The organism is Mucilaginibacter flavidus, from assembly GCF_024055575.1.
Classification (GTDB): Bacteria; Bacteroidota; Bacteroidia; order Sphingobacteriales; family Sphingobacteriaceae; genus Mucilaginibacter; species Mucilaginibacter flavidus.
In genome coordinates, this window is the sequence record NZ_JAMXOE010000002.1 from 51454 (window position 1) to 76092 (window position 24639).

The following is a 24639-nucleotide window of genomic DNA, read 5'->3' on the forward strand; positions in this document are numbered from 1 at the left end:
TTAATACTACTGCAGCAACAACTTCAAATTAATCCCGAAATTGGTAAAGGCTGTATTAAATGTTTGCGAGGTATATGGTCGGGTGATGTTTGAATCGTAAAAAATATTCAGGTTAAAGCGCTGGTTTATCACATAGTCGATAGATGGGCGCACGGTGATATTTTGTGCTCCTGATGATACTTCGGCAGCTTGTACATCGGCACGATATATCAGCGTTTTATTATCCTGTAATGAGAAATCTATCTTAAAGTTTACGTCATTGTCCGTCTTGCCACTCATCAACCCAAACGGGAACCTGAAGTTTTTTGCATGATAGCCCCAGCCAAACACAAAAATACTTTCATTTTGCTGTGCCAGCTGGCTGTTGAGCAGGCTTAAGCTTAACGCGCGGCTTTTGCGGTATTCAATATTAGCCGTCATGTTATTCTTAAAGCGGGCGTTCATGCCTAACAGCGGTACAAACTGCTCGAAAATGGTAACCTGCGAAAACTGGTAGAAAGGCAAAAAGTCGTTATTGGCATCGCGCGAGCTAACAGCCCCATTTGCTGCCTGGTATTGCAGCAAGGTACTGAAACCAGATACGGTATAAGTTGAACGGTAACCATGCGTTACGTCGAATGAATCAAAAAGCTCCATAAAGAAAGGCACATGGCTAAGGCCGTTATAAGTTACCTGCCAGTTTGGTATCGGTATCTTAGGAAATTGCCCCAGGCTTACTTTACCGGCGTCCTTACCTGAGTAAGCAGCCAGGAAAGCAGGCACCAATACGTTTTGCGAGTTAGCGCTATAACCATCTGCGAATCCTCCCGTTGGCGCAGCAATCGAATTTGGATTTTGTTGACCTAAACGCTGCGAAATAACCGACCTGTCGCTCAAAAACTTCTGGAAGGTCGGAGAAGTATTGTCGACCCCTTTTGCTTTTGCAAATGCGGTTCCAATGGTAAGGTACGATATAGTGTAGTCACCAGTGGTTACCGGGCTAAGGTTTTGTATATTGTTCGAGCCGTCGAGCGATTTAAAATTGGTTTGGTAAGTATGGTTCTGGGTTTTAAATGCCTGCAATTCTATCCGCAGGTAAGGCACAGGTTCAAACGTCCCCTTTAAATGTAAATCCTCGTTAAGTGTTTTTACATACAATTGATTTTGCAGTGTATCAGTACTTATCCAGCCATTGGCAACCGCTTTCTGCCGTAGGTCGGTTTGGCTGCCCAGCAAAAAGCCAAGGCCTGGAGCGCCTAAGTTCAAATCCTCACCGGCAAAATTCGATTGCGGCAGGTAGCCCGGTATAAACGTACCCTCGGTTCGTGTATAGGTACCTCCAATGTTTTTAATGCTGGTTAACAAGCCTACAAGAAACTTGGTCAGCCCGTCTTTATTATCGGGGCCGGTTGCCTTTTTTATAAACTTAAACTTGTTATAAAACTGGTCGAAGTTTAAGGTAGGGTTAAGCTGTATGGTGCGTGAGTTTTGGATGCTGTTACCCACATCAAATTGCGGGCTCGCTATTGCAAAAAGCGGTTGCGTTTGCCAGCGGAAGGTGGTAGTGTAATGGGCAATCATGCTTGTCCAGTCCAATCCCGGTATTTTGGCAAGCGGTACGGTATAGTTAAAGTTTATGGTATGGTTATAATTTGTGTTGCGGCCCAGGCGTTTCAAATTTTCCCAAAGGGTATCAACCTTCAAGCCATTTATGCGGCCGGCCGGCTCATCGATAGTGGCAAGGTTGGTAGCGTCGATATCCATCGAAAGTGATTTCGATAGGTTCCAGCCTATGCCATACACCCTGGTAACTGTAAAGGTTTTGTTAAAAGTAGTTGGTATAGGTATAAAGTTATTCGGATCGTTATTCCGGAGCGTATTTTCCGAATAAAAGCGATCGAAGGTAATGCTGAAGTTTAAACGAGACGGCACCAGGCTGTAGTTAATATCCCTGAAAAGCGCCAGCATATTACTTTTTATAATCTTAGCAAAGGGGCTATAATATTTTGGCTGGTTGGTATAATTATAGTCCAGCTCCGCTTTGTAAGTTTTTTCCAGGTCGTTCTGTGTGGTAAAATCGTGGTGCTGGTATTCGGAGAATGAATACGTCGCATTAAAATTCGATAAATCGTACACGTGGTTTTTCGCCTTCGGGTCAGTTTTTGCAATGTGTACATTGGTAAAGCTTATGCTTTTTCGTAATGTATAATCTTCAGCAGCAGTTTTTATCGAATCCCGTTTCTTTGTGTCCGTAGTGGCAGCAAGCGTTTGCTTCAATGTCAAATCTGGCGACGATGGATCGTATTGCGGTGTACTAACCTGCGACGATACATTGATATAGGCAGGTATATGCACCCCGCTTTTATCAGGGAAAAACTTACCAAGCTCAACGTTAGCTGCCACATCATACACCTGGTTATCATACAAGCTCCGGTCCGCAAGTCGCGAATCGAGGGCGCCAAAACCGGCGGTAGTTTTACTGCCGGATACGGTAACATCGGCAAAATCAGCAAGCTTGGCGTTAAGCCTTCCCGTTGCTGCCCAGCCCCCCTTTTGGTCAAAATCAGTAAGGCGCAGTTCATCAAACCAAATGGTTCCGTCCTTATCCAGGCCGTCATCATTACTTGTATTCGATCCCGATTTTAACGGGTTTCTCACACCAAGCATTACGGCTGTTAGGCGGCTCAGGTCAGGCTGGCCTACAATTGTGATTTTGTTTATCCCATCGCTAACCGTAAACGGCAGCGTTAACGGCCATGGCTTGCCCAGGTATTTGGCATTATTACGCGCCAATTTTGCGTTGGTTAATAACGAAAGCTGCAAATTAAGCTGGTTGGCATCAGGCCAAATAGCGGTTGGCGATGACGTGCCCGGCTGGGTAACTTTCAGTGGTATTTCGTATTCGTAGTAGTTGTCTACATAATCAACACCCAAACGTACAAACGCGCTCAAATCGTTGTCCCTTATTTGTGCACCTTCGGCATGTATAAACATTTGTAAGGTTTTATACTTACGTACATCGTTATTAAACAGGCGGAAAGCAGCCCTCGAATAGCCATCCCTAAGGCTGGTTACTCTTAACGACAGCGACTGCTCATTAAGCTTGGTGTTGGCTTGTATATTGTTATAATCAACCTGGCGGGTAATGCCCGGTGGCACCACGTACGGTATAGGCTGGCGGTTACCGTTTGCTTCAATATTTACCGTTTCAACATCGAGTATCGAGTTATCAAGCGGTGGGTTTAAGAGTGTAGGGTCTGCAATTACATTGTTCGGGTTATTTTCGGTATTAAATGCCCGCCATTCGCCGCGTACCAATTGTAACGATGCAAAACGCAATACGGCCGTATCGGCAAAATGCGTCATAAACATCCGCATGTAACGGATAGATTTAAAATCCTGGATGCCGCCAACTGTCGAATCATGTGCAGTTATCGGCACCCTGAACTGGTACCAGGTAACTTTCTCGTTCGATCCGTTAGGCAGTTTAACTGTCGATTCTACTTTATCGCTAATAAAGTTTTTACCTACAACCAAATCAGCTTTACGCATTGATATTTTGTACTGAAAATACTCATCATCCTGGTCCATGTTGTTATCATGGTTGATGTCTTCACCATCGGGGATAGAGGTTGATGCCGATGTTTGCAGCCCTAGCGTGGCTTGCGATTGCTCGGCAGTGGGCGAGTTACCATCGGTGCCGTTATAACGGCTGTAACGCTGCAATATACCGGCGCCTGCATTATCCAGGTCAGGGCCCTGGTAGTACTGGTAATCGTCAGACGAAGGATCCTTTGCAAATGCAGCCGCTGCACCAGCGCTAACCTGGCCCTGCACCTGCTGAACCACGGTTGAGAATTTTTTCTGTTCGTCCGCGTCATTCAATCCGTCTAAACCAACATCCTGCAGGGTGCGCGATGACGGGTTACTGTCAAACGCATTTACAACCGGTTGCAGTTTTGATACGCGGCCCCAATTGGTTTCGTCGGTATTGCTGAAATTGCCATCTACAGGCAAGCCGTTTTCAAGGCTCTTGCGACCGTCCTTCAATATATCTTCGGATATATTACCGAGGTTAATGTACAAATCGCCACCTGTTGAACCTGGTTTGTATATATAGGGGTCCATTACCCAAAACTCGATGTACTGAACGTTCAGCGATTCAAAATCGTTCGCATTAATACCGCGTACAATGCCGCCCCACCGCGTTGTTGGTTTAGCAAGGTTACCATTGACCTCCAGGCCTGTTGTGGTAAAGTTATAAGGGCCGCGCACCATTGGGTAAAACGCAAGGTCAAGGGTCGAGATGTTTAGTGGCTGCCCGGTAGGCGACTGCTTATATGGGTAAACTTCGTTTTGAAGTACCTGTCTTACATAGTGGTTTGAAAGTTCGTTCCGGCTAACTTTTGCTGTGCCCGAGCCGGTATAAAAAACCGGGTCAATATTATAAAAAGCGAGGCGCGCCCGGTTATACCCATAGCTTAAATCGTTAAATGAGCCTGACTCGGGGAACATTTGTGGTGTACCCGATATTTGCCAGCTGTTGGCGCTTTTAACATCGATAACCGACTGGCTGTTTTCAAAATCGTCAAGATATGATGTGCCGTGCTTGGCGCCTGCGAAATTCAGAATGGATGGACTGCCCGGCAGCAGTTGCGCAAACTCGCCGTTAAAACTCACCGACGACGGGGCTTTGGTATGTATAAACGGAATCTTATCAACCAGCCGCGTTAAAAAACGTGAATTGGAATTATAATTTACATCAAAACCGTATATGGTGTTTGATATTGATTCTTCGCCAATAATTTCATTTTGAGTGATCGGCTGCTCGGTTAAGTGCATAATGGTTGCGCCTAATGCCAGGTTATCGCTTACTTTATAGTCGAACCGTGAGCCGAACAGCGATTTTTGCTGCACACCAAAAAGTTCGTTATTCTCTACCTTAACCGTAATGGGTTGGCCAGAGGCAAGTAGTGCCGTGTTCAATATCCTGATACGACCGGCGCCATAATCGATGGTATAATCGGTACCTTCGGCAAGCTTTAATGTCCCTGCATTTACCACAACCGAACCCTGCGGGATATTTACGGCGTTCAGCTGGTATTCCGACCCGCCTGTTGCAGTGTAGGTGCCTTTTATCAAATACCGATTTAGCTGAGGGAAGAATTGCTGCGCTATGGTTTTTGTAGAATCATATAATTGCTGGTAAACGTATCGACTCTTCAGCGCGCTTTCACCTGCCGTAAACTTCTTCGCCAGGTCCGAGCCGAAAGGCTCAAGTTCCGGAAAGACGATCCGCCCGTTTTGCGAATCTATCGTGATCCCTTCCAAAAAGTCGAAATAGCCATCGGGTTGTTTGCTCTGCTGTTGGTCGAGGTTATCCAGACCTGTTAATTGCAGCCAAAGTTTGCTCTTGGTATTCTGCCCCTCATCCATTATGGTTTTCTCGATGCCCGATTCATCCAAACGGGTCACCGTCAATTTAAAATCCTTCGGACTAACCTGGAAAGAGTTTAATGAATAAATATTCTTCATCATCAGCTTCCAGGTAGGCAGGCTGGTTTTCAGTAGTTGGTTTTTAAGCAACTTTACATACAATACTTTCGGGTTAACCGGGTCAACCGGCACATCGCTCGAAAACTCACCCACCTGGTATTGCACACCATTGTAGGTGTATTGATAAGCAACAGCCAGCACCTCATCGTTATTTAACGGATAGTTTAACGAGATGTATCCCAATTGCGGGTGCAGCGTAAACTCTTTTTCAGTCAGCTTACGGGCGTAAGTAAGCTTGCTGTAGTTGTCAGATCCGCCGGTGGCTTTAAAATACGAGGCAATGGTGTTTTGCGGGTCGTTAGTCAGGCGGCTCGCGGCAGGCAAGTTATCCAGCAACGTGTTTGACTGCTGCGGAAAGCCTGGCCCCTTAAACCCGGCCGGCAAACCCGAATAAGCGGGGCCGCCGTGTACTAGTGCGGTGTTATAGGGGTTATTTTCGCCCAAGTCCATAAACGCCAGTACATCTCTCGAGTTGGTGGTATTGTTAGTCCGGTTAGTTGTCCAAACCTCAATCTTCGTAATATTTATGTTCGATGAGATAATCGGGATATTTGAAAGCGCCTTGTTATACTGATTGCGGAAAAATTGCGATAAAAAGTAGTGCCGGTTAGCCTCATAATCTGCCGGGGTGAATTTAAACTGTCCCTGTTGCGAGCCATTGGTAATGGTAATGGTTTTCGACTGCGAGCGCTGCTGCGACATAATAGCCGTAACATCCAGCCTGCCGAATTTCAGCTTAGTTTTTACCCCAAAAAGGGCCTGGCTGCCTGTTATCAGGGTAGTATTCAGCGGCATGCTTACAGTACCAGCCTCAATTTTTTGAATAATTTCGTCGGGGCGGCCGGTATAGTCCAGCTTTATCTGGTTTTCAAACTGGAACTGGGCATCCGTATTATAGTTGGTGGTAATTTTTAATTTATCGCCAATGCTTCCGGTTACGTTCAGCTGTATTTTTTGGTCGAAGTTGAAGTTAAACTGCGTGCGCTGTTTAGTGTTATAAAGCGGGTTGGCGTTCTTATTTATCTGTCCTGCCAATATTGCCTCGGCCGAGCCCTGTGGCTTAATATCAATAGTTGAGCCCCCAAAAATCTGGTCGAATGTTTGGCTGCGTATTTTTATTTGAGGGATAAAGCCCGGCTGCTGCGATTGATAAGCATAACTGTCGGATGCCTGTTTAAAATTGGTGCGGATACCCTCTTTTTGTTTGATGCGCAGGTATTCATCAAACGTAAGGTAAACCGGCGGGCGGTATAGCAAATTGCCCACACGCTCGTACATAATGTAACGGTTGGTTACCGGGTCGTACTCAATGGTACGAACAAGGTTTATCGGATCGTTAAGTAAAGCCCCCTGGCGCGCGCGGTAGTTTTTCGAGTCGGTAATTTTTGCAGGAATGGTAACCTTGGTCGAGTCGCTTTTTGCAGGCGTTTGCTGGGCCATAACGCTCCCAACCCCGCAAAATGCGGAAATAAGCGTAAAAATTGCAATAACTCGCCAGGTATAAGTTCTAGTCAAGGTTCACCAAATAATACGTAATTATAAACTTTTTAAGGCAGATTTAATAAGCTGTTCAACAGTTAAATCAACATTATTCTTATTAACCTCATGGTCTACTACTTTCTCGGCTGCATTACGTGCAAAACCAAGCATAACGAGTGCTGATAAGGCTTCTTCCCTCACGGATTTGTTTAGCGGAACAGTGCTTAAAGTATCAGGGCCTTCTTTGCGCAGTTTATCCTGTAATTCTAAAATTACGCGCTGTGCAGATTTTGGACCTATGCCCTTAATGCGCTGAATTAACGCCACATTACCCGAAATTATTGCATTCTGTATTTCTTCTGGCGTAATTGATGATAACATCATCCGGCCTGTGTTCGGGCCAATGCCCGATATGGATATTAAATGCAAAAACAACCGCCGTTCGCCTTCATCAATAAAGCCATACAACGTGTGTGCATCCTCTTTTACATGCAGCCATGTAAAAAGTTTACAGCGTTCGCTGTTGGCCAGCTTTGAATAGGTATTAAGAGAAATATTAATGTGATAGCCAACTCCTCCCACATCAATCACTACAAAAGCGGCGCTTTTAAAGGCTAATTTACCATCAATATAGGCGTACATAATTTATCGTTTCGGGGTGCAAGGTTAAAGGCGAAAGGTAACAGGAATTTTATACTTTCAGAAAAAAAACTTATCCCCAATTCATATGAATTGTTAAATATTTATCGAGAGTCCGGAAAGTCGAAAAAGTCAGTAAAGTCCGAAAGACGAAAGAGTAAAGTTTAGCAGGCGGAGGTTTTAAACGCTAAAAGCCCGGCCGCTTGCAGCTTCTTTACTAACTTTTCGGACTCTACCGACTTTCGGACTATTTTTTTATTTCTTCTCCTCTTTCCTGGGCATCAACAACGGCAATGGTTATCATGTTCACAATTTCGCGAACTGAACTGCCGAGCTGGAGTACGTGCACCGGCTTTTTAAGTCCAAGCAATATTGGGCCGACAGCTTCGGCACCACCGATTTCCTGCAACAGTTTATAGGCGATGTTACCTGATTCAAGGTTAGGGAATATTAAAGTATTGGCTGGTTTGCCTTTCAGTGTGGAGAAAGGGAAGTTATCAGCCAGCAAATCGCCGTTGAGGGCAAAGTTGGCCTGCATATCGCCATCCACTATCATATCCGGGTATTTTTCATGCAGGATGCGCACGGCCTCTATCGTTTTTTCAGGTATTGGGCCACTGTTTGAGCCGAAGTTGGAGTAAGATAGTATGGCAACCCGGGGATCAATATTAAATTTACGAACCGAGTGTTCTATAAGTACGGTAATATCCACCAAATCCTGTACCGATGGGTTTACGTTTACCGTGGTGTCCCCAAAAAATACAGGGCCCTTTTTGGTAATCATCATGTACATACCGGCTACACGGCTAACGCCATCACCTGTACCTATAATTTGAAGGGCTGGTTTTATAGTAGTTACATAGTCTTTGGTTAAGCCCGATATTAAAGCATCGGCCTCGCCGAACTGAACCATGCAGGCGCCGTAATAGTTACGGTCGTGCACCAGTTTTTTCGATTCATAAAGAGAAACGCCTTTGCGCTGGCGTTTGCTGTACAGGTATTCGGCATATTCATCCAGGCGGGCACAATCTTCCTTGGGGTCAATTATCGTTACGTCGCCAAGGTCAATATCATTGTCGCGCATTATCTGGCGTATCTTTTTCACATCGCCCAGCAAAATTGGCGTGGCGATTTTTTCTTCCCTGACGATCTGGGCAGCGCGTAAAATTTTATAAGTATCGGCCTCGGCAAAAACAATGCGTTTGGGGTTCGATTTTGCTTTGTTCGTAAGGTTACGCAGCAGCTTATCGTTTATCCCTATGCGCGACCGTAGTTCTTCAGTATAACCCTCCCAGTCGGTTATGGCTTTACGCGCAACACCCGATTCCATTGCTGCCCGCGCAACTGCCGACGACACCTCGGTTATCAGCCGCGGATCCATCGGTTTCGGGATAATGTAATCCCTGCCAAACTTAAGGTTGGTGGTGTTATACGCCAGGTTTACCGTCTCGGGGATTGGCTTTTTGGCCATTTGCGCTATGGCCTGCACGGCCGCTATCTTCATTTCCTCGTTAATGCTGGTTGCACGTACATCCAGCGCTCCCCTGAAAATATAGGGGAAACCAAGCACGTTGTTTACCTGGTTAGGAAAGTCGGAACGACCCGTGGCCATAATGATGTCCTTGCGGGCATTTATGGCGAGGTCGTAAGCTATCTCAGGGTCGGGGTTGGCCATGGCGAACACGATGGGGTTTTTAGCCATTGCCTTTAGCATATCAGGGGTAACAATATTACCTGCCGAAAGCCCCACAAACACATCAGCGCCTTTCATACCTTCGGCAAGGGTCTTTATATCCTTGCGGGTGGTGGCAAATTCAAGGCGAATATCGTCAAGATCGGTACGGTCGGGGGTGATCAGTCCGTTGATGTCGAACATCACCAGGTTTTCCTTTTTAACGCCCAGGTTAAGGTACATTTTGGTACAGGATACAGCTGCCGCACCGGCGCCGTTCACCACCATTTTTATTTTATCCAGCTTTTTACCCTGAATTTCGCAAGCGTTTATTAAAGCCGCCCCCGATATAATTGCCGTACCGTGTTGGTCATCGTGCATTACCGGGATCTTCATTTCGGCTTTTAGCCTGCGCTCAATTTCGAAGCAGGTTGGCGCCGATATATCCTCCAGGTTTATACCACCGAAGGTAGGCTCAAGCGCCTTTACAATATTTACAAACTCGTCAACCGTTTTGGCATTCAGCTCCAAATCGAATACGTCGATATCTGCATAAATTTTAAACAGCAGGCCCTTGCCCTCCATTACCGGTTTGCTTGCCTCGGGTCCAATGTTACCAAGGCCAAGCACCGCGGTGCCATTGGTAATGACACCAACGAGGTTGCCTTTGGCGGTGTATTTATATACGTCATCAACGTTATCGGCAATGCGCAGGCATGGTTCGGCCACGCCGGGCGAGTAAGCCATACTTAAATCGCGTTGCGAATTGGTGGGCTTGGTAGGTACTACCTGTATTTTACCCGGGCGCCCCTTCGAGTGGTAATTCAGCGCATCCTGGTTACGGGTGGGTTTGTTCATCTTCTCAGTTACTTGGGATGCCAAAAGTACGGATATTTTTTATTTCGAAATTATTTAATGCAGTAGCCGGCAGGGAAATCGCCTTTAACATTATAGCCAGGAGAGAATAAACCCAAGCCGATGCCTGGTGCAAACTTATACCGGTATTATAGCATGGTTTTATGTTCCTGTGCACAGTGGAACATAGGGAACAGGGTGGAACAGCAAATGGTTGGGCCAAAGGTACAAAAACCTTGTTTTTGCGCTAATAATGCACTTTTTACCTTGTTTACTACGCTAAAAAACGCGAAAAGTACTGACAAATTGGTGTCAGTACTTTTCGTAAAAACTGCTTGCCGATTGCGAAATGAAGGGAATTGCGGATGGTCGATCTCAGATTTATTTAATATGGAAATTTAAAATTTGGCGGGTTCAAAACCTTCTTTTTTGCACAGGGCGGTGTCTTGCGCTGATAAATATGTCCCGGGGAATTAACATCAGATTAGGAAGAAATAAGCGGTGTTACTCGATTGGAAGTCGCTGCTATAGTTTATGCTTCGTTAAAATAGCAACGGCAAAAAATGAATCTCTAAATACAACATTCAATCTATCACCGTCATAATTTTCGTTAGCTACAATTAAAAATCGATTAAGTTTAGCTATAAACTCGCTCATATGAAGTTGGCCAATGTTCTCGCCTTTGAAAAAGAAAAATTCCCTATAACCGATTGATGTTATTTGGTCATTCTTATCAACGGCGATAGTCCACGGAGCAGAGGCTTCGTTAATGCCTCGATATTGTAAGTCTCCGCCTCTTTTTTCTACTAAACCCCTTTCGATTAATTCGTGGATATTTACACCTAATTTAAAATCCGATTCATTTAAATACTCACTCCACTGCCAGTATCTTTTCTCTATATTCATATTATTCAAATAATTGGCTTCATAATTAAAATTGGGCTATCCCCGGCTAACGCGCCGCGCGCGGCCAACTTAGCCTGTTAACATACTAGGGGTTACTGCTGAATGGTTGAAATACAGAAAGCATTCAACTTTAACGCAACATGAAATATCAAACGTTCTATCAAAAACCGCTGCCGTAAAGCTTCACCGCAGCAGAGGTACCCTATCACTTTATTGCCACTGTTGTTGTCTTACAAGTAAAATAAAACTTCCCACTAACCTGGGCTGTATCTAACATATTTCTGATACCTTTCGTATAGTATTTGGCTGAAGTATACGTTGCAAGCCCGGTTAGTTGCTGGCCTTCTTTCATAGTTGGCCTTTCGTCAAGCAAAAGCGTTTGGAACTTACTTTTAACGGTCACTAATCGGGTAAAACTTGTATCTGTCAGCTTTGATTTGAAATAGTCGCCGTCTGTTTCCTCAAAATACTTAAGGTCGAATTTATCCTCATTCAAATTAATAGTAAACCCAAAGCCGCCAAAAAAACCAGCGGCCACGCTTATCGTTAACGAGTCGCGATGCAATTCGCACTCGCATAAAACTGGGTCGCCTAAATCAAAAGGTTTTTGTACCGGCTTTTGCTTCCCGTTTTCATAGTTGGTTATAAAAATTCGGCCCCGGTTATATTTAAAAAAATCATGCAATGGCGACTGCGCCTTCGCCATTATGCTGTCAAAGCTTTTCTCGTAGACATTATATGTTTGGAAGTCGTTCAGTTTAGGTATGTCACCAATGTGATAAGTATGGTTATAGACGTAAGGACTGGATACCTTTACTTTATGTTTACAGGAACAAGTTGCTATAAGAATTGAAAAAACGATAAAGTTTTTAATGTTCATGTGTTAAGGCTGCTTTAATTCATTGGCTATATCCCAAAGCCATACGTTAGTCCCAAGGCTGGCGAACGTCACGAGTGACCACTTCGGCAATGTTATTCAAATTACGCACATAAATGGTATCCTGCAAGCACGATATTATCAACATGCTTTTTTCATTGTCGGCAACCCTGATTTTTTGATTAGTCCCATCAATTGCCTGGACATTGTACACTTGGGCATTACTTATTTTGCATGCCAGAACAGCGAATAATATTAGCGGCACGAGGATGGTTTTGGACATGAGCAGAATCTTAGAATTTATTTGGCCTTAACAAGGGTGGCATTTAACTAATATCATATCTTAAAAAATACCAAAAGTCAAGGCTATCCAATGACAATATCGGTTCCTCAAAATAAATTATTTCAACTGAGCAATATCTTGCGTTGTCAATATGGGCTTCAGCTTCTGAAATACATTCCCTTAAAATTTCATAATCGTCATTTTCGGGATTATTATCGCAGTAGACTTTAATGATTAAGCCGCCAGTGGAATACCCTACGGCAATTCCCCTATAATTAGGTTTAATTCGATGAAGAAAACCTTCATGCAAACCGTACAAAACTTGAAAGTAGTTCATTTTGTGTCGTTGGTAAAATAAAACATTCCCAAGATTGAGGGAACACACTATCGGCGACCACACCAAACAAGTCATAAACAATATTTTTTTGTTGATAGGCTAAAAATACAAAAACTATACAACTGCACACCCTTTTCTTCCGCATGCAAAAACAAAACCTGACTTGAAGCACAGTCTTATAGTCCCGTCGGTATTTTTCTTTACTCTTGTCTCTTGACTCTTAACTCTTTCTTTCCTATATTTAACCCAATAATTATTACAAACCACCTAAATACATTATCATGCCAGATACCGAAAAAACACTCCCCGAAAAAGTTATTGAAGCAAGCGAAGCATTCACCAAAACGCTGGAAATGGAAAATGCCGTTGTAAGAAACCAGTTAGATGGCGTCATAAAATCCACCATTGATGCGCTTCAACAGTTGATTACACTTTGCAAGGAAGCTGTTGCCGTTGGCAATGATGCCATTGATGTCGCAGCTCAGCAAACCTTCACAGGCACCATACAGCAAGCACTTGCCGATGTCAAGCAAACAACGGCACAAGCGCCTAAAACAGTTACGCCGGTGCTACCGGAAACTGTACCGGGGAAAACCCCAACCGAACCGGATTTAGATTCTGCTCTGGTACACGCGGTTGGACTGAGCTACGAAAATGCGGTTAACACACAACAACAGGTTAACATAACCCAACAAGCGGCTGCAACTATGCTCATATCTACTTTAATAAGTGTGGTAACAGCCGCATTGTCAGTAGCGGTTAAGAAAGCTGAGAGTTAGAAAGGGGGCTGGGTGCTCGATCTACTAATCTCCTCCATACACAAATTTCTTTCCGCTTTTTTTTATAAGAGTCACGACCAACGTGTTTTCGTTTTTTATAATTGAATCGCCCTTTTGAATTTTATAACCAAAATTCCAAGTATGATAGAATAGGTGATATGTTTTACCTTTAATTGTTACAAAAGGCCCGGTTACATTAGGAACGCTAACACTATGATCACTATACCTAACACTATCAACCCTGCCATTAAATTTGTACGCTAATAATTTGCCATCACCTTTTTTAATGAAATAACCTGCGACTATCAAAAGTAAAATAGGAGTTACAACAGCTCCTCCTATTAAGAACTTGATATTCATGGGTATTTTCATTTTTTACAAAAATCTAATTTGTGATTATTTATCCCAACTGTTGGAATCGGTTAGTTCTTAAAAATACTAATAATTGCCTGCCGTTTGTTGTCTTATTGAAAATTGGCGAACATCTCTATTCTTTCGGCCTCCCAAAAAACAAAACATACCCATCAGCATCTTTTACTTCAAACCCGCGCAACCCATCTTCGTCGTCCTTAAGGGGTTGATGGAAAGTTATGCCAGCCGCGCAGTATTCGTTAAACAAAGCATCAGGGTCATTTGCGTGGATATAGGCATCCCAGTGGGCCCAATCGTGGCGAGTATGATTGGGTACCGGTATTATGTCGGGGGCAATCGCCTTCAGCATAATGGAAATATTATCGCGGCCAACAATGGCCCAAAACGGGTCGCCTTCGGGGCCAATAAACCGCACTTCAAATCCAAGCTTTTTTACATAAAAGTCGATTGAATCTTTTATATCTGAAATGATAAAGAAAGGCCAAATGTGGGTGAGGTTTGACATTGTTTTATGATTTGAAAACGGCCATACCAAACGGCTTATCCAAAATTAACAAAAAGTGGTCGTTTCAAAATAACGGGGCTAATAGTTTTTTAATTTTCTTCGTTGGTTCGCACTGCATAGATGTTCGGAAGATTTTTTTATTCCCCTCTTGACCACGTGCCGCCTTCGCTTTAGAGGTGGCGCAGAGGGGGCGCGCTGGATTGTGTAGTAGCAAAGGTGTGTCCTCCGCCACGCAGTAGCGTAAAAGCTTAGCGCAGAGAACACACACCCCTCCACCCTTCTCAAGAGCTACGGTGTACCCACATCTATCATCGCTGCAAAGTCAATGCGCCGTAGGTGCAATAGGTCGGTAGAAAAATAGTGCCTCCATCAATTTTGCGCCGTAGGTGCAACACTTAACGGACTATTTATGGCTCCTTGTGAAAATAAGCTAGGTGCCGTACCTACGGCACGGACTACTTGTTGGGTGCTTTTTCTACCGACCTTGAACTCCGATGGAGCTCTGAAAATATGTAGGTACACGGTAGCTCTCAAGAGTGGAACCGCACTTCCCCACGCTTTTTTAATCTTCGGAACAGCTATTGTTCGCATCGCCGCTGACTGCTGGCCGTCTCTCCGAAAATAACCTGTGAATTATTTAAGTCATTTCCGGAGAATTTTCAGGAAATTGTGTCGCGTATGAACCAGGCAAATAATAATTGGACGACAGGAAAAAAGATCAGCTTTAGATTTTTCTTTTTACTCCTGGGGCTCACTTCGGCGGTTTGCTGGATTGTGACTATTTACCTTACCTGTTTTTTCTTAATCCATCATGTTTATAATCCGGCCGCCGTGTTTAAGCCGCTGGCGCCTTTTTTATATTGGCTCGACAGCAATATTTACCATACGGGCTATAACCCCAAAATAAACAGGGCTTTTCCGCAAGACAACCATTTTGCCGGGGTATTATATCTTACAGCCTTGTACCTATCCATTCCGGGCGCCACTATTTGGACTTTATTTGATGCCAAACGACCAAATTACAACCGGCTTTTTTATTGGTTTACCCTGTACATACGATATGTGTTAGCTATAGTAATTATTATTTACGGTTTCGATAAATTAATACCTGTTCAAATGCCCCGCCCTGATGTTGCCAACCTGGCGACACCCATCGGGGATTTAAGCCGCTTCCAGGTACTTTGGGATTTTATGGGGATATCGCCCGGATACATGATGATGGTTGGCGCCGGCGAGGTCCTGGCCGGATTGTGCTTACTGTTTCGCCGCACATTCCTGTTCGGAAGCTTACTACTATTGGTGATACTCGCTAACGTGGTTGCGGTAAACTGTTTTTATAATGTGCCGGTAAAAACATACGCAACGCAACTGCTGGTTTATACATTATTCTTAATTATTCCTTACGCGCCCAAGCTTTACAATATATTTTTTAAGGGCATTTCCACCTCCATCCTGCCCGAACAGTATACATTTAACACACGGTTGAATCGAAATTTATTAAAGGTGCTATTGATAGTTGTTCCTTCAATACTCATTATCCCTATAGTCATCGGGTTCCACGGAAGGTTTGCCAGGCAGGCCGAAAACACCCGCAACCAGAGGATATACAACGTAGTTACCTTCGTTGCAAAGGATACCCTGCCGCCGCTTACAACCGATACCCTGCGCTGGAACCGCCTGATGCTATTTGTACAGGGCCGTAATGCTGTAATCTTTAATATGAAAAACCAACCTAAACAGTTCGAATTCAGCATCGATAAAGTAAAGAAAACATATACATTTCGTGACAATGCCGACAGTACCAAATGGAGTGTATTCCGCTATTCCTATCCGGCAAAAAACCGCCTGGAACTTACCGGGAAATGGAAAGGAAAGGAGATTGATGTTTTAATGGAGCAGTTGCCCGCCGACAGCATCCCGTTAAACCGTGAAAAAATAATTTTGTTAAATGAAGATTAGCTGGCTACCTGGCCCATCAGGCCGGTCGCTTTGCAGAAAAAGGTATAACAGTTGATTTTTGCCTCATAGAGGCTACACTGCCGGACTCTAAGGGACGGCCATGTAAACAAGCATCTCAAACCATTGGAATGCCGATGCTCAAATCTGAAGCAATTGAAGGTCTTCCCAAACATCTTCATAATCAGGGGCAAGCAAAAACCTCCATCCGGGAGCAAGGCCAAGATACTTTAGTGCTAAAGGACACCAGTCTTCAAGATGTTCAACGTGTAAGGGAGTAAAAAAATCAGGCTCGGTTGAAAATTCTTCACCTGCCCATATATACCAGCCGGTGGTATCTCCTTCTAACGGATGCCGCAGACCGTTTATTGGCCAAACTCCATTTTTTACATTTTTGGATATTCCTACCTTTAAAAACATCTGAGATTCATAAAAAGGAGAACCGTATCGTTCACAAACCAATTTTTGTTCGTTAATATAATCCATGCAGTTTTTTTATTTTATGGTATTGCCATTTACTGTTAATAGGTTAATAATACAGAAATTGCATAGCTATTTATCATAGAATATAGACAAAAAAGGCGTCCTACTTCCGCAAAACACCTTTAAATATCTTCTCAAAATCGAAAATCCGAAATCCCACTACCCTTTATTAATCTTTATCATCATCCCCGGCTGCAAACGGCCTTTTTTCAAACCGTTCAGTTCCCTTATCTTCTCCACGTTGGCATCAAATTTCGATGCAATGCCGCTCAGGGTATCGCCGGTTTTAACTTTGTAGGTTACGTAGTTACTGTGCGCAGCTTTCTCCGGTTTTTGCTCCGGCTCATCAGCCGATTCTTTTACCTTAAGCGTTTGCCCTACTACGGCTTTGTTGCTATGCAGGTGGTTCCAGGCTTTTAAGTCCTGTACTTCAATCCCGAAGTTATCAGCAATATCTCCCAATGTTTCGCCACGCTTTACTTTGTGGTACGATGGCATTCTATCAGCCTTTGGCTCTGCGGGGTAAGCAGCATAAACGGGCTGTGCTACAGGGCTTGTGGTGGTCGAGTTATTTAACACATCATATAGAGCCGCGTATTGGGCTTTGTCAATCTGCGGGATAATCATGCGGCGGGGCTTGGCGGTTGTGCCGTTTATTGCCTGGCGCTTGTAGGATGGGTTTAAAATAGCAAGCTCGTGCAAGTCAAGGTTAAGCGATTGTGCCACCATGCTCAACGGCAGGTATTTGTTTACCAAAACAGTATCCGTTTTTAACGATATATTGCAGGCCATCGGCGTAATATTATGCTGGCCGTAATAGTTCATTACGTAAGCTACAGCAATAAATGCAGGCACGTAACCACGGGTCTCTTTAGGCAGGTATTGGCGTATCGACCAAAAATCGGTAGCGCCGCTGGCCTTTTCAATGGCACGTTCCACATTGCTTTTACCGCAATTGTATGATGCTATTGCCACCAGCCAATCGCCAAATTCCTGGTAGGCGTCTTTTAAATAAGCTGCTGCCGCGTAGCTGGCCTGTATAGGGTCGCGGCGCTCGTCAACGTAATCATCCACATTCATGCCGTAAAGCTTGCCTGTGGTAAACATAAACTGCCAGAGCCCGGTTGCACCAACTCGTGATACAGCATAAGGGTCGAGCTTTGATTCAACAATGGATAAATATTTTATTTCGTCGGGGATACCGGCATCATGAAAAGCCTTTTCGTAAATGGGGAAATAGTATTTGGTTAACCCCAAAACCTTGGCCATTTCTTCGCGGTTGCGCATGTATATCTCAATATAGCTTTGCACATACTCGTTATAATCAAGCTGAATATCTTTTTTAATCGAATCCAAACGGCGTTTGTACATGCCGCTTTGGTAGCTTAACGGGGCCGGGGCATCAACCACGGGGAGGATGGTAGTATCGGCGTTGGTTTGTTGTGTATTGGTTAAAAGTTTGCTGTTTTGCAGCGTAACAGAGGCCAGCAGAGTAGAGGAGTTAGGCGCTGCCTTAATAATTTGTAGTGATACCAGACAAATAATTAGCGTAAGCGTTTTCTTCATTCTTCAGGGTTTAACTTATCAATTTTAGAGTCAAGAAATCAAGAGTCAAGAAGCAAGAAAAACAACCAGGATTAGTCTTCTTGTCTTGACTCCTGATTCTTGATTTCTTGACTCTTGCTCCCCTCTAATTTACTAATATATAAAACTTTTATAGTTCAAGGAAATATTTCGAAAAATTCAATAGTTCCTGTTCTTCAAAATGTTTTGTTACCAGTTGCAACCCTAACGGTAAACCTTTGATGTTATTGCCCGCAGGCAATGAGATGGCGGGCGCCCCTGTTAATGATGCTTGTACGGTAAAAATGTCAGAAAGATACGTTATAACCGGATCTTTTTCCTGCCGGCCTATGGGGAAAGCTGGTTCGGGAGCGGTGGGTATCAAAATAAAATCGTACTCCCGCAGTATTTCGTCGGTTTTTTCGCGGATCAGGCGGCGCACTTTCTGGGCCTTCGCAAAGTAGGCATCGTAATAGCCTGCGCTAAGCACAAAGGTGCCCAGCATTATGCGGCGCTTAACCTCTTTACCAAAACCCTCGGAGCGCGAACGCTTATAGGTCGACTGTAAATCTGTAGCAGCCGGGCTGCGGTAACCATAATGCACCCCATCATACCGCGAAAGGTTTGACGATGCCTCGGCCATTGCCAAAACATAATAGGTTGGAACCAGGTACTCCAGGAAATCAAAAGCTATGGGTTTAACGGTATGCCCTTCGGCGCGCAGTTTATCGATATAAGTAACCAGCGTGCTTTTTATTTCACTATCAACTCCGGGGCTCGACAATGCTTCCTGCAAATAAGCTATCTTTTTTTTGCCCGGCGCTTTAATTTCATTGCTGAATAAAGGGATATCAGCCTGGGCAACCGTACTATCGTACTCATCCGGCCCGGCCATAACCTCCAGCAGCAGCCCGGCGTCTTCAACCGATCTTGTAATAGGTCCAACCTGGTCGAAAGATGAGGCGTAGGCAATTATCCCGTGTCTTGATATGCGGCCGTAAGTAGGCTTAAGCCCCACCAACCCGCAAAACGATGCGGGCTGCCTCACCGAACCGCCTGTATCGGTACCGATAGCTGCCTGGCACATATTGGCCTGCACCGCTACTGCCGAACCGCCCGACGAGCCGCCGGATACACGCGTTTCATCGGCATAGTTTTTCACCGGGCCAAAAAACGAGGTTTCGTTAGCAGCGCCCATGGCAAACTCGTCGCAATTGCAACGGCCAATTATTATGGCATCAGCAGCCAGCAACCGCTCAACGATGGTCGACGAGTAAACAGATGTAAAATTATTAAGGATTTTTGACGAGGCGCTTACTTTGTGCCCCTTGTAACAAATGTTGTCCTTTATGGCTATAACCATCCCGGCGAGTTTGCCGGCGGTACCATTTTCAATACGGGTATCAACTTCTTTAGCCCGGGCAAGCGCCTCTTGCTCAAACACTTCGTTAAAAACGTTTAACCGCGCATTAGCGGTAATATTAGTTAAATATCCCTGAACAAGCTTCTCAACAGTAGTTTTCCCTGCTTCAATATCGCTCTTTATCCCGCTTAGCGAGGCATAAGACTTAGTCATGGGCCTAAAATAAAAAACTTATCCGTTGAATGTATAATTAATCAACAGATAAGTTAATATGATAAAACTTTGTAGACCTAAAGCGGGATTTGCCCGCCCGGTTTTACAACTTAAACTCTCGGTTTGTCGTCGTGATTGATTGTCGGACCCGAGGTTGTTGAAGTGCTGCCGCTTTCGCCGTTTTGTGCATCCTTAAATTCTTTCATGCCTTTGCCTAAACCTTTCATTAGTTCAGGAATTTTTTTACCGCCGAACAGTATTAAAATTGCAATGATGATCAGAATAATTTCTGGTGCGCCTAATCCACCCATGATTTTTATGTTTAATTATTGATTAATATTCCCGTTATGTATTCTTTGTATGTTCAGTTGCTGCGGTTTCGTGATTTGAAACTTCTGCATGGTGTTGGTGTTCTTCAGTAATCGCCGCGGTGTGCTCTGTGCCATGAATCTCAGCACTTGCATGGTCGGCTGGTGTATGGCTTTCGGCCACATGTTCAGTTGAATGGTCGGCAGGCATAAAAGGGTTATCGCCAACTGACACTGTATTTTCAACAGGTGTAAAACCATCAGCATGTGCAGGTAACTGGTTTTGGGCGGTTTCAGTTTGCGTTTTTGTCGCTTCCTCAACCCGTTTATCTTCTTCCCTTTTCTCCTCGTAGCTGTTTATCTGGTTGTTGATTTCGCGCTTAACACCGTCTGATGCGTCTTTAAAATCACGAATCCCCTTCCCAAGGCCGCGTGCAATTTCGGGCAGCTTCTCGCCACCGAAAAGCAACAGGGCAACAAACACTATAAGTACCATTTCGGATGACCCAATGTTCAAAAATCCCAATACTAAATTATGCATACCGATTACTTAATATATAGCCTGCAAATATAGGCAATTTAAAATTTATAATTTTCAAAACTAATTAGGCGCCAGCCATATTTTAGGGTTTACCGGCGTTTTGCCCTTATACAAATCAAACTCAACAACTGCTTCTCCGGTTGATGAATCAGTGGCAACGGTGCCAATTATCTGCTTGGTGGTTACTTTTTGGCCTGCCTTAACCGAGTATGATTTAAGATTTGAGTAAGCCGTAAAATATTCACCATGTTTTATAACCACCAGCCAGGTACCGCTCACGTTTACTATGCTTGATACCTCGCCCTGGAAAACCGCTCTTACCGAAGAACCTGGATTTGTTTTAATACCCCAGCCCGAACTTTCATTTTTTATCCCGGTTTCATCATAATAAATGCCGAACCCTTGTTTAAGGCTGCCGTTTGTAACCGGCCACGGCAACGAACCCCGATTTTCCAAAAAGTCGCTCGATAATTTAGCCGACTCTGGAGTCGCGTTCAGCACCTCACGGTCCGACGAATTTTTATTTATTGTACGTGCCCTGGGGGCTGGTGCTTCCTTGTTTTCGGCCTTTGCCCTGGCTGCTGCTGCTCTTGCTTCGGCCCTGGCGGCTTCTTCAGCCCTGCGCCTTGCCTCTTCAATTTCCCTGCGGATCGCCGAAGCGATTTCGCGGTTGGTGCGGGTTATTTTCCGCTGAACCTCTTGTTGCTGCTCCTTAAGCTGTCCTTCGTGTTTCGATAGATCAGCAACCACTTGCACCTGTGCATTTTTTTCGGCGCCAAGGGTTTTCTTTTCCTTTTCCTGGTCAACCAGCAGGTTGTTTTTTTCTTTTTTGTTTTTGTCGAGCTCGTTTATCTTAACATGCAGCTCGGTTTGTGTTTCCTGTATATAACCGGCCTGCCGCTCGCGGTAAGTACCTATTTGCTGTAAATATTTTAAACGTTTGTAGGCCTGGTTAAAGTCTGACGCCGCAAAAATAAACATCAGCTTATTATAGGCGCTTTGGTTACGATAAGTAAACAAAACCATTGCAGCGTACTCTTTTTTCAACTGGTCGAGCTGGGTTTGCAGGTTGCGCACAAAGTTGTTGCTTTCCGATATCTGGTTGTCCAGGTTGCGTACCTCGGAGTTGATATTGGCAATTTTTTCTTCGCGGATAGAAATCTGCTGTTTTAGTAAATTAAGCTGCTTTAGCGTTGTTTTTTTATTGTTAGCTGTTTCCTGGTATTCGTTGTTCAGTTGCTCCAACTGCTTGGTAAGCGCTTCACGCTGGCGCTTTAAATCGGCGCTGCTTTGCGCATGCACGCTGAATGCGGCAAATACTAAAACTAAAAAAAAAGCTGCTTTTAAAAACTTCATTTATTGCTATCGTTAATCTGCAGGTTGATACCGCGACGGAATTGAAAACGGAAATTCCACGGGCAAATCATAGTCTGCTTTTGTATAGTGCAAATTAACCTGTATTTTTTTATCTTTTACTACCGATGCAATATCTATTTGCGATGGCATTATTTTATTTGTGGCCTGTATAAAGGCGCTGTTGGTAACCTGTAACGTTTGCCGGGCGTTTTGATTGCTCAAATTTGTTTGCGTAGCCTTCATATCAGGCCCCAGCATCAATTTGTAAAGCACCTCGCTTAAGTTACCGGAGATGGTGGTATTCCCGCTATCTGTTTTAAACTCCGCATTTTCGGTCAGCAATTCAGGTATGGCATTGCCAATCAGCAGCGATTCCAGCGTCCGATAGTTAACCTGTTCGCCTGCATATTTATTTACATAGCTAAATGGCTTGCGCAAATAAAGGCTCTGCAATTTATTGATCAGCAGCAGGCTATCGGGCGTAATCATAGCGCGGGCAACCTCAATACCAGCAATTGCGGTAATTGAAACCCATATTTTCTTGTCGCGTTGTATGCGTATATTAAGGGTAACATCATTGGTGTTGCCGTTAATATCCAGCTTTGTTTTAGCCTTGCCTGTAAAGGTGTTAAAGCTGGTTTGTTTTGATTTTATTAACTCAAGCTTAGCCGCCCGCGTGTCAACCGGTTTAACAGCTGCGGTTGTATCGGCAACGCGCTTAACCACCAGCGGCTTCCGGCTTTTGCAGCCAAAGGCAAGCAGTATGCAGCACAGTGGTATTAGTTTTAAACCAAGCGCAGTTTTAATCCTGGCTTTGTTTAAAACGTTATTCAATGTATTTCTTTTCATTTATTTTTCTTTCCAAAACTGGCGATACGTCGCCCTTGTCTTTAGCTTTCTTCCAGTTTTCAACTGCGTCGTCCGCTTTACCTAAGTAAAACAATATATCGCCGTAATGTTCCAGCTTTGTAGCACTTTTGTCCTTATCGTCGGTTAAGGCTTTTTCAATCCAGGTTTTTGCACCTGCGTAATCTTTTTGCCGAAACAGTATCCACGCATAAGTATCCTCAAACGAGGCATTACCCGGCTGCAACTCGGTCGAACGTTTCGACATTTTTGCAGCCTTGTCCAGTTGTTCACCCCTTAACGATAAATAATAGGCAAAATTATTCAGCGTGAATGCATTATCAGCATTGTATGTCAATGCCTTATCGTAGGCTTCGTCCGAACTTTTCATGTCTTTTAAATCGTGGTAACAATCGCCCAACGCCGAAAAACATTGCGAAAGTAGGTCCTTATCCTGAAGTTCTAATGAAGAAGCGTTTTTTAAATAGTCAACTGCCTTTTTGTAATCCTTTTTTTGCATCCATGCCACACCCACCAAATAATTCATCCAGGCCTGGTTAGGGAACAGCGATAGAGAGCTTTCCCCATCCTTAATAGCACCGGCAATATCATTTTCTCCAAGATCGAGCCTCACCAATTGCTCCTGCACATCATAAACCTGGCTGTTTAATGCCACCGATTTTTGGTACATCTGTTTCGCATCTTTGGGTTTTTCGTTTTGCAGCAGCATATCGCCGTATATGGCATAACCACGGGCGTCGGTTGGGTGGGCAACGGTTAATATGCGGCTCAGCTCTAGCGCGCTTGCCTTTACATTAGGGTCGGTTAACCGGGGCAGGTAGCCGCCTATGATCTTAATTTTTTGTTCTATTTCTAAATCGGGGATTGCAAACGCCAGGGTAAGTTCGTTGTAACTGTGCTCTATATCTTTTTTATCCCTGTAAATATCAGCCAGTGCCAGGTGCACCAGCCCGCTGTTTGACTTTATTTTTTCGCCGGCCAGCAGAGTTTTCAGCGCCTTATCAGGCTGATTGTTTGAGCTATACAACTGCGACAAAAACAGGTAATACTTTATTTGCGACGGATCGGCAGTAATCATTTGCTCCAACTGCTGGGCAGCCAGGTCAACCTTATTTTGTTTTAAGTAGATTTTCTGGCGATTAGCCAGCAGGTCGTCGGTCGGGCCTGTCAATTCCTCAATTTTCTTGTAAACCTGCAGCGCTTCGTCGTATTTATTCAGGTAATAAAGCGCATTGGCTTTGTCGTAGTAATAGTCGATTTTATCGGGATTTATCCTTATAAGCTCGTTAAAAACATTCTCCAGCTTATCAAAACTGTTACTTTTTTCATAGCAATCAGCCAGCGCTGCCCAATACCATTCGTTGTCCGGGTTAACGGTAACAGCCTTTTCTAAAAACTCCTGCGCATCGGGATAATTGTTTTTCGCTTTTTTAATGATCGCCAGCTCATACAGGGAAGCATCATTCTGCGGGTCGATTTGCACCACCCTGTCGAAATACTCGAAAGCCAATGTATTGTTCTCAATAGCCTTCTCCCGCAACCCCGAAAAGAAAAGCTGCCTCACCGTTGCGCTATCTGTAGATGTCATCGGCTTGCCGGCCACAACAACAATTTTATTTTTATTTTGAGCATAGGAGTTAAGAGTCAAGAAACAAGAACCAAGAATCAAGACAGCTGCAACAGAAACCTTATTGCTGCGCTTGCTTATATTGTTTAATTGTTTGTTTGTCATCTTAAATCTTTTTTACAA

Annotated in this window: 19 protein-coding genes; 2 read left to right on the plus strand and 17 right to left on the minus strand. The window is 44.2% G+C overall.

Translation table 11 applies throughout. From position 1 onward, the window contains the following. Nucleotides 1–6 precede the first annotated feature (6 nt). The 7 genes from sov to NAF19_RS04590 form a co-directional block, all read right to left on the minus strand. On the minus strand, nucleotides 7–6975 hold the full coding sequence (gene sov, locus NAF19_RS04560; protein WP_252788629.1) for a T9SS outer membrane translocon Sov/SprA: 6969 nt from the start codon (nucleotides 6973–6975) through the stop codon (nucleotides 7–9). Between the two features lie 96 nt (nucleotides 6976–7071). Further along, nucleotides 7072–7656 carry a Holliday junction branch migration protein RuvA gene (gene ruvA / locus NAF19_RS04565; RefSeq protein ID WP_252788630.1) on the minus strand — a complete coding sequence of 195 codons (585 nt, stop codon included), beginning with the start codon at nucleotides 7654–7656 and terminating at the stop codon, nucleotides 7072–7074. Between the two features lie 244 nt (nucleotides 7657–7900). Continuing rightward, nucleotides 7901–10183 carry an NADP-dependent malic enzyme gene (locus NAF19_RS04570; protein WP_252788631.1) on the minus strand — a complete coding sequence of 761 codons (2283 nt, stop codon included), beginning with the start codon at nucleotides 10181–10183 and terminating at the stop codon, nucleotides 7901–7903. Between the two features lie 522 nt (nucleotides 10184–10705). Further along, entirely contained in the window at nucleotides 10706–11086 is a 381-nt protein-coding gene (locus tag NAF19_RS04575; protein ID WP_252788632.1) for a hypothetical protein, read from the minus strand. Between the two features lie 205 nt (nucleotides 11087–11291). Then, the gene (locus tag NAF19_RS04580) at nucleotides 11292–11966 is read right to left on the minus strand and encodes a hypothetical protein (protein WP_252788633.1); all 675 of its coding nucleotides are present in this window, start codon (nucleotides 11964–11966) and stop codon (nucleotides 11292–11294) included. 46 nt (nucleotides 11967–12012) lie between these two features. Then, complete coding sequence (locus tag NAF19_RS04585) at nucleotides 12013–12246, minus strand: hypothetical protein (RefSeq protein ID WP_252788634.1); 234 nt, start codon at nucleotides 12244–12246, stop codon at nucleotides 12013–12015. Between the two features lie 43 nt (nucleotides 12247–12289). Next, entirely contained in the window at nucleotides 12290–12583 is a 294-nt protein-coding gene (locus tag NAF19_RS04590; protein WP_252788635.1) for a MafI2 family immunity protein, read from the minus strand. 281 nt (nucleotides 12584–12864) lie between these two features. Here NAF19_RS04590 and NAF19_RS04595 point away from each other — a divergent pair, with 281 nt between their 5' ends. Then, nucleotides 12865–13362, plus strand: a complete 498-nt coding sequence (locus NAF19_RS04595) for a RebB family R body protein (protein WP_252788636.1) — start codon at nucleotides 12865–12867, stop codon at nucleotides 13360–13362. Nucleotides 13363–13386: 24 nt separating this feature from the next. On the opposite strand, the gene NAF19_RS04600 is transcribed toward NAF19_RS04595, so the two are convergent. Both NAF19_RS04600 and NAF19_RS04605 read right to left on the minus strand, forming a co-directional pair. Then, nucleotides 13387–13722, minus strand: coding sequence for a hypothetical protein (locus tag NAF19_RS04600; RefSeq protein WP_252788637.1), 336 nt, complete (start codon nucleotides 13720–13722; stop codon nucleotides 13387–13389). A gap of 127 nt (nucleotides 13723–13849) precedes the next feature. Beyond that, nucleotides 13850–14239 (minus strand): VOC family protein, encoded by a 390-nt coding sequence (locus NAF19_RS04605; protein ID WP_252788638.1) that lies wholly within the window; start codon nucleotides 14237–14239, stop codon nucleotides 13850–13852. 678 nt (nucleotides 14240–14917) lie between these two features. On the opposite strand from NAF19_RS04605, the gene NAF19_RS04610 reads away from it, so the two are divergent. Continuing rightward, nucleotides 14918–16198 (plus strand): hypothetical protein, encoded by a 1281-nt coding sequence (locus NAF19_RS04610; protein ID WP_252788639.1) that lies wholly within the window; start codon nucleotides 14918–14920, stop codon nucleotides 16196–16198. Between the two features lie 138 nt (nucleotides 16199–16336). Here NAF19_RS04610 and NAF19_RS04615 read toward each other — a convergent pair whose 3' ends face one another. The 8 genes from NAF19_RS04615 to NAF19_RS04650 all read right to left on the minus strand — a co-directional run bounded on the left by NAF19_RS04615 (nucleotide 16337) and on the right by NAF19_RS04650 (nucleotide 24621). Then, nucleotides 16337–16681: an immunity protein Imm33 domain-containing protein gene (locus NAF19_RS04615; protein ID WP_252788640.1), complete on the minus strand. Its 345-nt coding sequence runs from the start codon at nucleotides 16679–16681 to the stop codon at nucleotides 16337–16339. Between the two features lie 156 nt (nucleotides 16682–16837). Further along, nucleotides 16838–18244, minus strand: a complete 1407-nt coding sequence (locus NAF19_RS04620; protein WP_252788641.1) for a lytic transglycosylase domain-containing protein — start codon at nucleotides 18242–18244, stop codon at nucleotides 16838–16840. 148 nt (nucleotides 18245–18392) lie between these two features. Next, nucleotides 18393–19817: an Asp-tRNA(Asn)/Glu-tRNA(Gln) amidotransferase subunit GatA gene (gene gatA / locus NAF19_RS04625; protein ID WP_252788642.1), complete on the minus strand. Its 1425-nt coding sequence runs from the start codon at nucleotides 19815–19817 to the stop codon at nucleotides 18393–18395. A gap of 110 nt (nucleotides 19818–19927) precedes the next feature. Next, the gene (gene tatA / locus NAF19_RS04630) at nucleotides 19928–20128 is read right to left on the minus strand and encodes a twin-arginine translocase TatA/TatE family subunit (RefSeq protein WP_252788643.1); all 201 of its coding nucleotides are present in this window, start codon (nucleotides 20126–20128) and stop codon (nucleotides 19928–19930) included. Between the two features lie 34 nt (nucleotides 20129–20162). Next, entirely contained in the window at nucleotides 20163–20666 is a 504-nt protein-coding gene (locus tag NAF19_RS04635) for a twin-arginine translocase TatA/TatE family subunit (protein WP_252788644.1), read from the minus strand. 60 nt (nucleotides 20667–20726) lie between these two features. Further along, nucleotides 20727–22022, minus strand: coding sequence for a murein hydrolase activator EnvC family protein (locus NAF19_RS04640; protein ID WP_252788645.1), 1296 nt, complete (start codon nucleotides 22020–22022; stop codon nucleotides 20727–20729). 12 nt (nucleotides 22023–22034) lie between these two features. Then, nucleotides 22035–22871, minus strand: coding sequence for a lipoprotein insertase outer membrane protein LolB1 (gene lolB1, locus NAF19_RS04645; protein ID WP_252788646.1), 837 nt, complete (start codon nucleotides 22869–22871; stop codon nucleotides 22035–22037). Further along, entirely contained in the window at nucleotides 22849–24621 is a 1773-nt protein-coding gene (locus NAF19_RS04650; protein ID WP_252788647.1) for a tetratricopeptide repeat protein, read from the minus strand. Before NAF19_RS04650 ends, lolB1 begins: the two co-directional genes overlap by 23 nt. Between the last annotated feature and the right edge of the window lie 18 nt (nucleotides 24622–24639).

Excerpts from the sequence above, each read along its gene's own strand:
- sov (WP_252788629.1), bottom strand. The coding sequence starts at position 6,975 with ATGGCCCAGCAAACGCCTGCAAAAAGCGACTCGACCAAGGTTACCATT.
- ruvA (WP_252788630.1), bottom strand. The coding sequence starts at position 7,656 with ATGTACGCCTATATTGATGGTAAATTAGCCTTTAAAAGCGCCGCTTTT.
- NAF19_RS04570 (WP_252788631.1), bottom strand. The coding sequence starts at position 10,183 with ATGAACAAACCCACCCGTAACCAGGATGCGCTGAATTACCACTCGAAG.
- NAF19_RS04575 (WP_252788632.1), bottom strand. The coding sequence starts at position 11,086 with ATGAATATAGAGAAAAGATACTGGCAGTGGAGTGAGTATTTAAATGAA.
- NAF19_RS04580 (WP_252788633.1), bottom strand. The coding sequence starts at position 11,966 with ATGAACATTAAAAACTTTATCGTTTTTTCAATTCTTATAGCAACTTGT.
- NAF19_RS04585 (WP_252788634.1), bottom strand. The coding sequence starts at position 12,246 with ATGTCCAAAACCATCCTCGTGCCGCTAATATTATTCGCTGTTCTGGCA.
- NAF19_RS04590 (WP_252788635.1), bottom strand. The coding sequence starts at position 12,583 with ATGAACTACTTTCAAGTTTTGTACGGTTTGCATGAAGGTTTTCTTCAT.
- NAF19_RS04595 (WP_252788636.1), top strand. The coding sequence starts at position 12,865 with ATGCCAGATACCGAAAAAACACTCCCCGAAAAAGTTATTGAAGCAAGC.
- NAF19_RS04600 (WP_252788637.1), bottom strand. The coding sequence starts at position 13,722 with ATGAATATCAAGTTCTTAATAGGAGGAGCTGTTGTAACTCCTATTTTA.
- NAF19_RS04605 (WP_252788638.1), bottom strand. The coding sequence starts at position 14,239 with ATGTCAAACCTCACCCACATTTGGCCTTTCTTTATCATTTCAGATATA.
- NAF19_RS04610 (WP_252788639.1), top strand. The coding sequence starts at position 14,918 with ATGAACCAGGCAAATAATAATTGGACGACAGGAAAAAAGATCAGCTTT.
- NAF19_RS04615 (WP_252788640.1), bottom strand. The coding sequence starts at position 16,681 with ATGGATTATATTAACGAACAAAAATTGGTTTGTGAACGATACGGTTCT.
- NAF19_RS04620 (WP_252788641.1), bottom strand. The coding sequence starts at position 18,244 with ATGAAGAAAACGCTTACGCTAATTATTTGTCTGGTATCACTACAAATT.
- gatA (WP_252788642.1), bottom strand. The coding sequence starts at position 19,817 with ATGACTAAGTCTTATGCCTCGCTAAGCGGGATAAAGAGCGATATTGAA.
- tatA (WP_252788643.1), bottom strand. The coding sequence starts at position 20,128 with ATGGGTGGATTAGGCGCACCAGAAATTATTCTGATCATCATTGCAATT.
- NAF19_RS04635 (WP_252788644.1), bottom strand. The coding sequence starts at position 20,666 with ATGCATAATTTAGTATTGGGATTTTTGAACATTGGGTCATCCGAAATG.
- NAF19_RS04640 (WP_252788645.1), bottom strand. The coding sequence starts at position 22,022 with ATGAAGTTTTTAAAAGCAGCTTTTTTTTTAGTTTTAGTATTTGCCGCA.
- lolB1 (WP_252788646.1), bottom strand. The coding sequence starts at position 22,871 with ATGAAAAGAAATACATTGAATAACGTTTTAAACAAAGCCAGGATTAAA.
- NAF19_RS04650 (WP_252788647.1), bottom strand. The coding sequence starts at position 24,621 with ATGACAAACAAACAATTAAACAATATAAGCAAGCGCAGCAATAAGGTT.